At 54.5% G+C, this 13171-nt stretch carries 11 protein-coding genes and 1 pseudogene; all 12 read left to right on the forward strand.

Annotated elements, in window-relative coordinates; all coding sequences use genetic code 11:
* The first annotated feature begins 105 nt into the window (after positions 1-105).
* On the forward strand, positions 106-1593 hold the full coding sequence (locus ACE5KN_RS21565) for a UDP-N-acetylmuramoyl-L-alanyl-D-glutamate--2,6-diaminopimelate ligase (protein WP_375524029.1): 1488 nt from the start codon (positions 106-108) through the stop codon (positions 1591-1593).
* Positions 1593-2996 carry a UDP-N-acetylmuramoyl-tripeptide--D-alanyl-D-alanine ligase gene (locus ACE5KN_RS21570; protein WP_375524213.1) on the forward strand — a complete coding sequence of 468 codons (1404 nt, stop codon included), beginning with the start codon at positions 1593-1595 and terminating at the stop codon, positions 2994-2996. The genes ACE5KN_RS21565 and ACE5KN_RS21570 overlap by 1 nt, the downstream gene beginning before the upstream one ends.
* 19 nt (positions 2997-3015) lie before the next feature.
* Positions 3016-3981: a phospho-N-acetylmuramoyl-pentapeptide-transferase gene (gene mraY / locus ACE5KN_RS21575; RefSeq protein ID WP_355322668.1), complete on the forward strand. Its 966-nt coding sequence runs from the start codon at positions 3016-3018 to the stop codon at positions 3979-3981.
* A 3-nt stretch (positions 3982-3984) separates the two neighbouring features.
* Positions 3985-5409, forward strand: coding sequence for a UDP-N-acetylmuramoyl-L-alanine--D-glutamate ligase (murD, locus tag ACE5KN_RS21580; protein WP_375524030.1), 1425 nt, complete (start codon positions 3985-3987; stop codon positions 5407-5409).
* Positions 5410-5454: 45 nt separating this feature from the next.
* Complete coding sequence (gene spoVE / locus ACE5KN_RS21585) at positions 5455-6555, forward strand: stage V sporulation protein E (RefSeq protein ID WP_375524031.1); 1101 nt, start codon at positions 5455-5457, stop codon at positions 6553-6555.
* Positions 6556-6560: 5 nt separating this feature from the next.
* Positions 6561-7670, forward strand: coding sequence for an undecaprenyldiphospho-muramoylpentapeptide beta-N-acetylglucosaminyltransferase (gene murG, locus ACE5KN_RS21590; RefSeq protein ID WP_375524032.1), 1110 nt, complete (start codon positions 6561-6563; stop codon positions 7668-7670).
* Positions 7671-7919: 249 nt separating this feature from the next.
* A pseudogene (locus ACE5KN_RS21595) lies at positions 7920-8213 on the forward strand (FAD-binding protein); the annotation flags it as partial.
* A gap of 35 nt (positions 8214-8248) precedes the next feature.
* Positions 8249-8329, forward strand: a complete 81-nt coding sequence (locus ACE5KN_RS21600; protein WP_375524214.1) for a hypothetical protein — start codon at positions 8249-8251, stop codon at positions 8327-8329.
* Positions 8330-8345: 16 nt separating this feature from the next.
* A complete protein-coding gene (gene murA / locus ACE5KN_RS21605; RefSeq protein WP_511215704.1) occupies positions 8346-9629 on the forward strand; it encodes a UDP-N-acetylglucosamine 1-carboxyvinyltransferase in 1284 nt (427 codons plus the stop codon).
* Between the two features lie 59 nt (positions 9630-9688).
* On the forward strand, positions 9689-10453 hold the full coding sequence (locus ACE5KN_RS21610) for a cell division protein FtsQ/DivIB (RefSeq protein ID WP_375524034.1): 765 nt from the start codon (positions 9689-9691) through the stop codon (positions 10451-10453).
* A 198-nt stretch (positions 10454-10651) separates the two neighbouring features.
* Positions 10652-11917, forward strand: a complete 1266-nt coding sequence (ftsA, locus tag ACE5KN_RS21615; protein ID WP_375524035.1) for a cell division protein FtsA — start codon at positions 10652-10654, stop codon at positions 11915-11917.
* Between the two features lie 68 nt (positions 11918-11985).
* Positions 11986-13098, forward strand: a complete 1113-nt coding sequence (gene ftsZ, locus ACE5KN_RS21620; protein ID WP_375524036.1) for a cell division protein FtsZ — start codon at positions 11986-11988, stop codon at positions 13096-13098.
* Positions 13099-13171 lie beyond the last annotated feature (73 nt).

Consider the following 13171-nt stretch of genomic DNA (forward strand, 5'->3'; position numbering starts at 1 on the left):
CAGCGTTTTGAAAAAACGCACTTCGGAAGCATAGGCTTCGGTGCTGAAAACCTGACTTTTTGAACACGCATTTATAGCAGACATGTTTCGAAAGGGAGAATTTTTATGCAGCTTCAACAACTTGCAGCACTGCTTATCACTTCACGGATCATCGGAGACGGCAGCGTTGAATGCACGGGCATTCAGGCCGATTCCCGGAAAGTCCGGGCAGGGGACTTGTTCCTGTGCCTGCCCGGCTTTACCGTGGACGGTCATGATTATGCAGCGCAGGCGGTGAATGCGGGAGCAGCCGCGCTTGTCGTGGAACGCGAGCTGGATACAGACGTTCCCCAGCTGCTCGTCAAGGATGCCCGTTATGCGATGGCCGTGCTGTCTGATGCCTTTTTCGGAGCGCCAAGCAGGCGGCTTAATATGATCGGCGTAACAGGCACGAACGGAAAAACGACAACCACCCATCTGATCGAGCATATCCTGAATGAGTCAGGGACAAAGACGGGGCTGATCGGAACCATTCAGATGCGCTATGACGGTACAACCTTCCCGACTTCCGGAACGACGCCGGAAGCGGTCGAACTGCAGAGAGCGCTCGGTGATATGGTTGACCGTGGCGTGCAGTGCTGCGTGATGGAGGTTTCGTCACACGCCCTGCAGCAGGGCAGAGTGAAGGGAACCGACTTTCGGACCGCTGTCTTCACGAACCTGACACAGGACCATCTCGATTATCATGATACGATGGATGAGTACCGGGCGGCTAAAGGCCTGCTTTTTTCAAGACTGGGCAACAGCTACGGGGCAGGCAGAGAGGATCACAAGTATGCGGTGCTGAATGCGGACGACCCGGCATCCACCTATTTCAGGTCAATGACTGCGGCGGAGGTGATTACATACGGGCTGGGCAAGGATGCGGATGTACGCGCTACGGATATCTCCATAAGTGCGGGAGGAACCTCCTTCCATGTGCATACCTTCAGGGGATCGGCAGACATTAAGCTGCGCATGGTTGGAAAATTCAACGTGTACAACGCCCTGGCGGCCATCGCGGCTGCTCTGCTTGAGGATGTGCCGCTGGAAGCGGTCAAGCGCAGTCTCGAATCCGTTACAGGAGTAAGCGGGCGCGTCGAGCCTGTAGATGCCGGGCAGCCGTTTGCGGTGATTGTGGATTATGCGCATACGCCTGACGGACTTGAGAACGTGCTGCGTACGGTGAAGGAATTCGCGCAGGGCAGGGTCATTTGCGTATTTGGCTGCGGCGGCGACAGGGATAAAACCAAGCGTCCGCTGATGGGCAAAATCGCCGCCAAATACAGTGACCGGGTCCTGGTAACTTCAGACAACCCCCGCACCGAGGACCCTGAGCAAATTCTGCTGGATATCGAAAAAGGGCTGATTGAGGATGCGGTGGACCGGAAACGGTACGAGCTGATCGTGGACCGGCGCGCGGCTATTGTCAAAGCTATTGAAATGGCAAGCCCTGACGATGTAGTATTGATTGCGGGCAAAGGCCATGAGACCTACCAACTGGTCGGCAAAACGGTGCTTGAATTTGATGACCGCATCGTTGCCAAAGAAGCGATAAGGGGCATGAACAAGTGATTAATAGAACGTTGGCGCAAATAGCCTCCATGAGCGGCGGAACGCTGGCCGGCTCTGACGAGGCAGAGAAAAAAATAACAGGGGTCTTTACGGATTCAAGAAGCCCGCTCAAGGGAGGGTTGTTCGTTCCCATTACCGGAGAGCGCTTTGACGGCCATGCCTTTGTGGACAGCTGTCTTGCCGAAGGGGCCGCCGCATTTTTCTGGCAGCAGGATCATGGAGCGCCTCCTGCCGGGCCCGCCATTGTGGTGGAGGACACCCTGAAGGCGTTGCAGCAGCTCGCGGCAGCATATCTGAAGGAATCACAGGCTTCCGTTGTCGGAATTACAGGCAGCAACGGCAAAACCACAACAAAGGATATCGTGAATGCACTTCTGTCCACAACATTCAAAGTGCACAAAACGCAGGGGAATTATAATAATCATATCGGTCTTCCGCTGACGGTGCTGTCCATGCCGGAGGATACGCAGATCGTGATTCTGGAGATGGGCATGAGCGGAAGAGAGGAAATACGCCTGCTGTCCCGGATCGCAGAGCCGGATGTGGCGGTGATCACCAACATTGGCGAGGCTCATCTGCTGCAGCTTGGCTCCAGGGAGGAGATTGCCCGTGCCAAGCTGGAAATCATCAGCGGCCTCAAGCGGGGAGGGCTGCTGATCTGCAATGGGGATGAACCGCTGCTCCCCGCGGTGATGTCCGAGCCTGAGACAGAGCGGCCGGAGGAGATGCACATCTTTACCTTCGGGCTGCTGCAGGATAACGACGATTACCTGACAGGTATGACGACACATGACCGGGGTATTATCTTCACTTCCAAAATGGGCGGCCAGGAGGCGTTCAATCTGCCGCTGCTGGGCCGCCACAACGTAGTAAATTGCCTGGCGGCAATGGCCGTGGCGCGGCATTTCGGCGTTGGCGTCGATCAGATGCGGCAGGGGCTGGCCGAGCTGAAGCTCACCGGCATGCGCATTGAGGTGATCTCCTGCGGGAGCGGCCTTACCCTGCTTAATGACACGTATAATGCCAGCCCCCTTTCCATGAAGGCTGCGATTGATACGCTTGCAGGTTATAACAAGAAAAATCGTAAAGTCGCTGTGCTGGGAGACATGCTGGAGCTGGGACCGCTTGAGGAGCAGTATCACCGGGAGATCGGCTTGTATGCCGCATCGGCCGGGGTGGAGCTGCTGTTCACCTACGGACCGCTTGGCTCTCATATTGCTGAGGGGGCACGGGAGAACATGGCGCATGAGAGCGTGCATGCTTATTCCGACAAAGACGAACTGGCTGCGGCGCTGCGCGAAGCGCTGCATTCCGAGGATATTGTGCTCTTCAAAGCTTCACGCGGCATGAAACTGGAAACTGTTGTGGATGCGCTGCGGGACTATCCGCTGCAGAACGGATAAGGAGGAAAGGGGGATTACCATGGATATTCAATTGCTGCTGCTTACGATCGGGGTATCATTCATACTGGCGGTGATCGCTGCTCCCTTGTTGATTCCGTTGCTGCGCCGGATGAAATTCGGCCAGCAGGTCAGAGACGACGGACCCCAGAGCCATTTGAAGAAAACGGGCACGCCCACCATGGGCGGGGTCGTCATTCTGCTTGCTTTTACGCTTACGTATTTAAAGTTTTCGGCCATTAAAAACACGGATTTCTATGTCCTGCTTGTGGCTACGCTCGGCTTTGGGCTGATCGGTTTTCTGGATGATTACATCAAAATCGTGTTCAAGCGCTCCCTTGGCCTGACGCCGCGTCAGAAGCTGTTTGGACAGCTCTTCTTTGCAGGCATCATGTGCTGGCTGCTTATACAGAATGACCATAGTACGGCTATCGGTATTCCGGGGACCTCCTGGTCTTTCGATTGGACCGGCTGGTTTTATTATCCATTTATCGTGATTATGATGCTGGCGATCAGCAATGCAGTAAACTTCACGGACGGACTGGACGGGCTTTTGTCCGGTACGAGCGCCATTGCCTTCGGCGCTTATGCCATCATCGCCATCCAGGCGTCCCTGCCGGCGGCGGTCTGTGCCGCTGCCATGATCGGCGCGGTGCTCGGCTTTCTCGTGTACAACGCCCATCCCGCCAAAGTATTCATGGGTGACACCGGCTCGCTTGGCATCGGCGGGGCGATCGGCGCAATCGCCATCGTAACGAAGAGTGAACTGCTGTTTCTCATCATCGGCGGCGTGTTTGTCATCGAAATGCTTTCGGTCGTCATTCAGGTCACGTCGTTCAAGACACGCGGCAAGCGTGTGTTCAAGATGAGCCCCATTCATCATCATTTTGAGCTGTCGGGCTGGTCGGAATGGCGGGTCGTCATCACATTTTGGGCAGCAGGGCTGCTTCTCGCAGGACTTGGACTTTATCTGAGCAAGGGGTTGTAGAAAATGAAGCATCCGGATACTTATAAGGGCCTTGAAGTCGTCGTGCTCGGGCTGGCCAAAAGCGGAGTCCAGGTGGCGAAGGTGCTGCACAGAGCGGGCGCTGTCGTAACGGCAAATGATCAAAAAGAGAGGGAACAATGTCCCGAAGCTTCCGAACTGGAGGCTTTGGGAATTTCCGTTTTATGCGGAGGGCATCCGGACGACCTGATCCATCCTGGTGTCAAGCTGCTGGTCAAAAACCCGGGGATTCCCTATACGGCCCAACCGGTGCAAAGAGCGCTGGAGCTTGGCATTGAGGTCGTGACGGAGGTGGAGGTCGCTTATCATATCTGTGAAGCGCCGATCATCGGCATTACCGGCTCCAACGGAAAAACGACCACGACTACCTGGGTCGGCAGGATGCTGGAGGCTGCGGGCATGAAGCCGATTGTGGCCGGCAATATCGGGACACCGCTCTGCGAGGCGGCTGCAGAGGCGAAGCAGGACAACTGGATGGTCGTAGAGCTGAGCAGCTTTCAGTTGAAGGGCACGCATGACTTCCGTCCTGCTGTGGCCTGTCTGCTCAATATCGCGGAGACTCATCTGGATTACCATGGCAACATGGAAGACTACATATCCTCCAAAGCTAAGCTGTTTGCCAACCAGCGGCCGGAGGACACGGCAGTCCTGAACTGGGATGATCCGGTGTGCCGCGGGCTGGTTCCTTACATGAAGGGCAAGGTGCTGCCTTTTTCCTTGACTGAACGGCTGCAGGAGGGTGTGTATGCTGATCCTCCATATGTGCCGGAGGTGGAGGATGATATCCGGCGCGACATCGTGTACCGCGATGGCAGCGGGGTCATTCATCCGATTCTGCCGGTTGTGGAGCTGGGCATCCCGGGGCGGTTTAATGTGGGCAATGCGCTTGCCGCCTGCGCCATTGCGATCGCGGCGGGAGCGCAGCTTACAGCGCTGGCCGGACCTCTCGCCCAATTCAGGGGAGTGGAGCACCGGCTGGAATTTGTCGCCGAGCATGAAGGAGTGTCCTACTATAACAACTCCAAAGCAACCAATGCCAAGGCGACCCAGATGTCCCTGTCCTCCTTTAAGCAGCCTGTCGTGCTGATTGCCGGCGGACTGGACAGGGGCTCAGACTATCTGGAGCTTGTTCCCGCGCTGAGGGGCCGCGTCAAAGCGGTTGTTTTGCTCGGGCAAACGAAAGCAAAGCTGGCGGAGGCCGCACGGCTGGCCGGCATAGAACAGATCGAGCTCGTCGATAATGGTGAGGACGCCGCCGCCGCGCTGATCGCAGCCGTGAGCAAGTCTGCAGCCCTTGCCGAGTCCGGAGATGTCGTGCTTCTCTCTCCGGCCTGCGCGAGCTGGGACATGTTCAAATCCTATGAAGAGCGTGGACGCATTTTTAAAGAGGCGGTGCATAAATTGAAGTAGGGGGGTGGATAAGCCCCTACTTCGGTGCAAGGGGTGGCCTCCTCCATGAAACAGTCTCGTCCTCCGTCTCCGGATTTATGGCTTTTCGCCTGCATTATAGGCTTGCTGGCCATCGGCATCGTGATGGTGTACAGCGCCGGAGCCGTGCTTGCGTTCCGCGAATATGGGGATTCTTATTATTTTGTGAAAAGACAGCTGCTTTTCGCCGGTCTGGGGCTTGCGGCCATGTGGTTCACGGCCTCGATAGACTACCGGGTTTGGCGGAAATACGCCAAGCCACTGCTGCTGATCTGCTTTGTGATGCTGGTTGCGGTGCTGATTCCGGGCATCGGCGTTGTCCGTGGCGGCGCCCGCAGCTGGCTGGGCATCGGTTCCTTCGGCATACAGCCTTCCGAATTTATGAAGCTTGGCATGATCCTTTTTCTGGCCAGCTGGCTCAGCCGTCCGGGCTATCCGATCAAATCGTTTCTGCACGGGCTGCTGCCGCCGCTGGGACTCGCCGGATTGGCCTTCGGGATCATTATGCTGCAGCCGGATCTCGGGACAGGCACCGTAATGATGGGCGCGTCCATGATTATTATTTTTACCGCCGGAGCCAGCCTGAAGCATCTGGGATTTTTGGGCCTTGGCGGAATAGCTGGTTTTGCTGCGCTGGTGGCGGCGGCTCCATACCGGCTGAAGCGCATTACCGCTTTCCTGGATCCCTGGTCGGATCCGCTGGGAGCAGGTTACCAGATTATTCAGTCCTTATATGCCATCGGTCCCGGCGGTTTGGCCGGGCTCGGGCTCGGCATGAGCCGGCAGAAATACAGCTACGTGCCCGAACCGCAAACCGATTTCATTTTTTCCATTTTGGCCGAGGAGCTTGGATTTATTGGCGGTCTTACTGTAATCCTGCTGTTTTTTATTCTTGTCTGGCGCGGGATGCGAACGGCGCTGACCATCCCGGATACCTTTGGAAGCCTGCTTGCCGTCGGCATCGTAGGCATGGTAGCCGTTCAGGTTGTCATTAATATCGGAGTGGTCATCGGTCTGATGCCTGTGACGGGCATCACGCTGCCATTGATCAGCTACGGGGGCTCTTCACTCACCCTGATGCTGACAGCTCTCGGCATTTTATTGAATTTATCACGTTTTGCGAGGTGAACCCTATGCGCGTCGTATTAAGCGGGGGCGGGACAGGCGGACATATCTATCCGGCTGTCGCCGTCGCCCGGCAGTGTGAGGCGGAAGACCCGGACGCCGCATTTTTATATATCGGAGGCAAGAGGGGACTGGAAAGCAAGCTGGTCCCGCAGGAGAAACTTCCGTTTGAATCCATTGACATTACCGGCTTTCGGCGGAGTCTCTCTCTCGAAAACATAAAGACAGTTATTCGTTTTCTGCAGGGTGTGCGCACCTCGAAAGCCTTGCTTAAGCAATTTAAACCCGATGTAGTGGTCGGAACGGGCGGATATGTTTGCGGTCCTGTAGTTTATGCCGCTTCCAGGCTCGGAATCCCGACCATTATTCATGAACAAAATGCCATTCCCGGATTGACGAACACCTTTCTGAGCCGTTATGCCGATACGGTTGCCGTCAGCTTTGAGGGGTCCGAGACCAAGTTTCCCAAAGCGCGCAATGTCCTCTACACAGGCAATCCCCGGGCGACGACAGTGCGGAAGGCCGACCGCAGCCGCGGGTTTGCAAGTCTGGGACTTCCGAAGGATAGTGCCATCGTCCTGGTAGTGGGGGGAAGCAGGGGTGCCAAAGCGATCAATCAGGCGATGATTGAAATGGCACCGCAACTTTCATCCCTGCCGGGCGTCCATTTTGTATATGTTACCGGGGAAGGCTATTTCGACAGCACGGTCGATGAGATACGGGCAAAGGTCGGCTCGCTGCCGGACAGCCTTCATGTGCTTCCTTATGTGCACAATATGCCTGAAGTGCTTGCATGCACTTCCTTGATCGTGAACAGAGCGGGGGCGTCTTTCCTGGCGGAGATCACTTCTCTCGGCATCCCTTCCGTGTTGATTCCGTCACCGAATGTGACCAACAACCATCAGGAGGCCAATGCCAGAACGCTGGAGCAGGCAGGGGCGGCCGTCATGATTCTGGAGAAGAGCCTGAGCGGACAGACCCTCTTTAATTCTATTTCGCAAATCATGAAAGATGCCGAAATAAGAGAAAGCATGTCGGCTGCTTCGGCCCGTCTCGGAAAGCCTGATTCGGCGGAGGTATTCCTTCGTGAGATCAGGAGATTGGCCGGCAGCAGATAAAGCAGCAGTCCATGGGCGATTGTCACCTTCGGGGTCATCCTGACATAAGATACCGTATCTTTAGACCATCACTCGGGGAGCCGGTGTTCTGGCACAACGACCGCTTGGCGGAGATAATTCGGTGTTATTCGTATCGGCTGCCGTATTATTAATGGCATTTGCGTTCAGTGACGATATATTAACTGATAGTTTATGTCTACTGTAAGGCAGTAGCTGATATGCTTTGTCCGTGAGCATGAAGTGCCCTGAATACAGCCTGGCAGGGGATCCAATATGCTTGTTACAGACAAGGGTATCCGCGGGATCGTTGTGAAGCTTGGTGAAGGGTTTGACTATGTCCGGTTCAAGGACGAAACCGCGATCGGGGGAGCCGGGCTGTCCTTAGTCAAACCAAGCGTTCTGGCAGGCAAGCAGGGACTGTCCGGTCTGGAATTCGCGGGAGGCATTCCAGGGACGGTGGGCGGAGCCGCATTCATGAACGCCGGCGCACATGGGTCTGATGTGTCGAAAATATTCCAGTCCGCTGAGGTTGTACTGGAGACACCGGGCAAGCCACAGCAGAGGACGTGCTTACCCTGATGCAGCATATTCAGAGCACTTTATCATCTCAATCCGGCATTCAGCTCGTTCCGGAGGTTTTCCTGGTGGGTGAGCGGTAAACTCGGAGGTGATACATTGGATAAATTGGTGATTGAAGGCGGGAATCCCCTGTCTGGCACCATACCGATCCATGGAGCGAAAAACGCGGCCTTGCCCATACTTGCGGCAAGCCTGCTCGCGAATGGGGAAGTTCAGATTCGCAACGTGCCTCATCTGCTTGACATCAAGGTGATGCTCGGCATTCTGGAGGGGCTGGGCTGCAGCACACGACACGAGCAGGATACCGTGACTGTCGATTCGTCGAACTTGCTTTCAACGGATATACCGGAAGATCTGATGAAACAAATGCGGTCATCCGTTTTTCTGATGGGACCGCTGCTCGGACGCTGCGGAGAGGTGACGGTCTACCAGCCGGGCGGCTGTGCCATCGGAGAACGGAAGATCGATATGCACCTTGAGGGATTGAAGGCGTTGGGTGCCGAGATTGAAGAGCAACATGATAAAATGACGTGCAGGGCCCGCAAGCTGACCGGAACGGATATCCATCTGGATTTTCCGAGCGTGGGGGCCACCGAGAACATTATGATGGCCGCCGTGCTGGCTGAAGGCAGGACCACAATCATCAACGCTGCCCGCGAGCCGGAAATTCAGGATTTGCAAAATTTTCTCAATGCGATGGGCGCATCCATAATAGGGGCGGGGACCGATACCATAACCATTACCGGTGTGAATCGTCTATTCCCTTGCAGCTATGAAGTCATCCCTGACCGGATCGTGGCAGGAACGGTAATGATTGCCGCCGCCGCCACACGCGGCAGTGTCACGCTCTCCCGCTGCTGTCCGTCCCATTTGTCATCGCTGATTCATGTGCTCCGCCGTGCCGGTGTTCAAATCAGCGCTTCCAATGATATAATGAACGTAAGCTGCATGACCCGCCCCAAGGCGGTGGACCGGATCGTTACGTCGCCGTACCCGTCCTTCCCGACGGATTTACAGTCCCAGGTCATGGTGCTGCTGTCTTTGGCGGACGGATTCAGCATTATGAAAGAGACCGTTTTTGAGAGCAGGTTCAAGCATGTCGATGAGCTGAACGTTATGGGGGCCGACATTTCCGTAGATATGAATGTGGCATTTATCCGGGGCGTTCCCCGACTGTACGGCGCATCGGTTGAAGCCACGGATCTGCGGGCGGGAGCCGCGCTGGTTATAGCCGGACTGGCAGCCAAGGGACGGACAACGGTGGAGCAGGTTCATCATATCGACAGGGGCTACGACCGGATCGAACGCCTTTTTCAGCACCTCGGCGCCCGGATGCACCGGCAGTCCCCGGTACCGGAACAGCTTGATTTTGCAAATTAAACGCCTGCAGCGTCCCCTCCTCATTCGAGGGGACGGGAGGCATTTATTGGAGAGAAATGATGCCACAAGCCAAAATTCCTGTTCTTCGGGAAACAAGACCTAAAATGAAGACAAGCCGTAAAATTATATGGATTCTCGTTCTCCTGTTCATTGTACTGCTTGCCGTATTATTCTTTCGCTCCTCCCTTAGCAGGATTACGGAAATCAACTTCAAGGGCAGCCTGTTCACGTCGCAGGAGGAGCTTCTGAAGCAAAGCGGCCTTCACGTCGGAGGTCAATTTTTCGGGGCCAGCCCGGAGGAAGTCAAGAAGCGGCTGAAAGAAATCAAATCGATTGAATCCGTCACTGTGGACAAGCAGTTTCCAGGCATTGTTAGCATTAATATTAAGGAATATGATACAGTTGCCTATGAGGTAGGTACGGATGGCAATCTGATAGCCATTTTGTCCAACGGGACAAGCGTGGGAGTTTCCAGCAGCGGCATTGCCGTGGAGAAGCCCATTTTAACAAACTGGAAGCCCGATGATCCGTACAAAGCCAAGCTTTGTAAGATTTTGTCGAATATCCCTGGTGAGTGGACAGCCGACATTTCAGAGATCATTCCTGACCCGACACCATCTTTTCCGGACCGGATCAGGATGTATACGCGCTCCCAGTTCGAGGTGCTGACCTCGGTTTCACTGCTGTCCGAAAAAATCAGTTACCTCAATCAGGTTTTGGAGACGGAGCAGCCGGGACTGGTCAGCATGTTTGAAGCTGACACCTATGTGGCCTTCAAGCCCGAGGAAGAGGGCGGTTCAGTGGAAAATGACACTACTCAGTGAACTGGAAAAATGCTAAAATACATTTTATGTACAATGCATCGCGCTCCTTCTTTTTTCTTCAAATTTTTATTGGCTATCCAGAAGTTGGAACATAAAAAATTTGTAGAAAAAAGAGGGATAAATATTAACGTGTTGAATTAGTTTACACAGTGCGTGTTTATGAACGAAATTATATTGGAGTTGGGAGGTGCCACAGAATTGAGCGGCAATGACATCATTGTTAGTTTGGACATCGGTACGTCCAAAGTTCGTGCCATTATCGGGGAGATGAATAATGGAACCTTTAATATTATTGGGGTTGGAACTGCCGACTCGGAAGGTATTCGAAAGGGTGCAATCGTAGATATCGATCAGACCGTACAATCGATCCGGAACGCCGTGGATCATGCCGAGCGTATGGTCGGTATTCAAATATCCGAAGTGTATGTCGGAATTACTGGCAATCATATCGGCTTGCAGACGAGCCACGGAGTTGTGGCCGTATCGAACGAAGACCGCGAGATCGGTGAAGAGGATATCGAACGAGTGCTGAAGGCAGCTGAAGTTATCGCTGTACCGCCGGAAAGAGAAATTATTGATGTGGTGGCCAAGCAATATGTGGTCGACGGACTGGAAGGAATTCAGGATCCGCGCGGGATGATCGGAGTCCGGCTTGAGGTGGAAGCAACCATTGTTACCGGAGCCAAAACGCCAATACATAACCTGCTCCGGTGTGTGGAAAAAAGCGGTCTGCGGATTAAGGACCTGGTGCTTCTTCCCCTCGGTGCCGGACAGCTTTCTTTATCCAAGGATGAGAAAACGATGGGTTCCGTGCTTGTGGATATCGGAGCGGGTTCTACAACGATAGCGGTGTTTGAGGAAGGCAGCATCGTCGCTACCTCGACACTGCCCATTGGCGGCGAGTATGTAACCAATGACATTGCCTACGGCCTCAGAACGCTGACGGATCAAGCTGAAAAAGTCAAGCTTAAATACGGATGCGCATGGTATAATGATGCGGCAGCCGATGTTTTATTTAAGGTGACACGCATCGGCAGCAATGTGGACAAGGAGTTCAACCAGCAGGATTTGGCTGCTATTATCGAGCCGAGAGTGCAGGAAATCTTTCAGCTTGTTCAGGCTGAGGTTAAGCGTCTTGGTTACACGGGTCTCCCCGGGGGTTATATACTTACCGGAGGCACCGTGGCTATGCCTGGAGTTCTCGAGGTGGCTCAGCACGAGCTTGCTGCATCGGTCCGGATCGCCGTGCCTGATTTTATCGGCGTAAGGGATCCCGGTTACACCAGCGGCGTCGGCATATTGCATAACGCGATCCGCAGTTACCGTTTGCGTAGCGCCAGCGGAAGCAGCAGCAATGTGAAAAAGCCGGCCAACCGCACGAAAAGCAGCAGCCCCGCTCCGGAAAGTGAGCAGAAACCGGGATTGATCGAACGCCTGAAGAATATGTTCAGCGAGTTTATATAACGGTTGAAAGCTAATTATGCCTATCATGGACGGGCCATCCATGCACATTGAGGGGGAGTTGGAATAGTATGTTGGAATTTGATTTTGAAATGGAGAGTTTGGCTCAAATAAAAGTAATCGGGGTAGGCGGCGGCGGAAGCAACGCTGTAAACCGAATGATTGAGAACGGCGTTCAGGGGGTTGAATTTATCACGGTCAACACGGACGCCCAGGCTCTGCATCTTGCCAAGTCCGAGCACAAGCTCCAGATTGGCGATAAGTTGACCAGAGGTCTTGGTGCGGGCGCCAACCCTGATGTAGGGAAGAAGGCTGCAGAGGAATCCCGTGATCTGATCATGAACACCCTTAAAGGGGCGGACATGGTGTTTGTGACCGCCGGCATGGGTGGGGGTACAGGTACAGGAGCTGCTCCTGTGATCGCCGAAATTGCCAAGGAATGCGGCGCTCTTACGGTAGGTGTGGTTACACGTCCGTTTACATTCGAAGGGCGCAAACGTTCAAGCCACGCGGAGCAGGGCATTGAGGGATTGAAGGAAAAGGTTGACACGCTGATTGTCATCCCGAATGACCGCTTGCTTGAAATTGTGGACAAGAAAACACCGATGCTCGAAGCGTTCCGTGAAGCGGACAACGTGCTGCGTCAGGCCGTACAGGGCATTTCCGACTTGATCGCCGTACCAGGGCTGATTAACCTCGACTTCGCGGATGTGAAAACGATCATGACGGAGCGTGGCTCCGCGCTGATGGGTATCGGGTACGCGACAGGCGAGAACCGGGCGGCTGAAGCGGCGCGCAAGGCGATTATGAGCCCGCTGCTTGAGACTTCCATCGAAGGCGCCCGCGGTGTCATTATGAACATTACCGGCGGATCCAATCTTTCCCTCTATGAAGTCAATGAGGCGGCTGAAATCGTAACATCGGCTTCTGATCCGGAAGTGAACATGATCTTTGGAGCCATCATCGATGAAGAGATGAAGGAAGAGATCAAGGTAACTGTAATTGCCACCGGATTTGAAGGCAAAGCGGTAGCGCCAGCACCTGCCCGCAAACCGGCAGCCAGCAATCCGGAGCCTTCCGAGACACGTTCGCCGAATCTGCGTCCTTTTGGCAATCAGACAAGCGGTGATCAGCTCGATATACCGACTTTTTTACGCAACCGTTCCCGCAACAACAACGACTAGCATGAATGAGCAGAAATGTCCCCAAGTAGTTTTCTACTTGCAGGGCATTTCTTTTTTTAATGGGGAGATTGCC

This window comes from Paenibacillus terreus (assembly GCF_042138595.1).
In the GTDB taxonomy this organism is placed as follows: Bacteria; Bacillota; Bacilli; order Paenibacillales; family Paenibacillaceae; genus Paenibacillus; species Paenibacillus terreus.

Bases quoted from the DNA above. Each gene is read 5' to 3' on its own strand.
- ACE5KN_RS21565 (WP_375524029.1), top strand. From the start codon at position 106: ATGCAGCTTCAACAACTTGCAGCACTGCTTATCACTTCACGGATCATC.
- mraY (WP_355322668.1), top strand. From the start codon at position 3,016: ATGGATATTCAATTGCTGCTGCTTACGATCGGGGTATCATTCATACTG.
- murD (WP_375524030.1), top strand. From the start codon at position 3,985: ATGAAGCATCCGGATACTTATAAGGGCCTTGAAGTCGTCGTGCTCGGG.
- spoVE (WP_375524031.1), top strand. From the start codon at position 5,455: ATGAAACAGTCTCGTCCTCCGTCTCCGGATTTATGGCTTTTCGCCTGC.
- murG (WP_375524032.1), top strand. From the start codon at position 6,561: ATGCGCGTCGTATTAAGCGGGGGCGGGACAGGCGGACATATCTATCCG.
- ACE5KN_RS21600 (WP_375524214.1), top strand. From the start codon at position 8,249: ATGCAGCATATTCAGAGCACTTTATCATCTCAATCCGGCATTCAGCTC.
- ACE5KN_RS21610 (WP_375524034.1), top strand. From the start codon at position 9,689: ATGCCACAAGCCAAAATTCCTGTTCTTCGGGAAACAAGACCTAAAATG.
- ftsZ (WP_375524036.1), top strand. From the start codon at position 11,986: ATGTTGGAATTTGATTTTGAAATGGAGAGTTTGGCTCAAATAAAAGTA.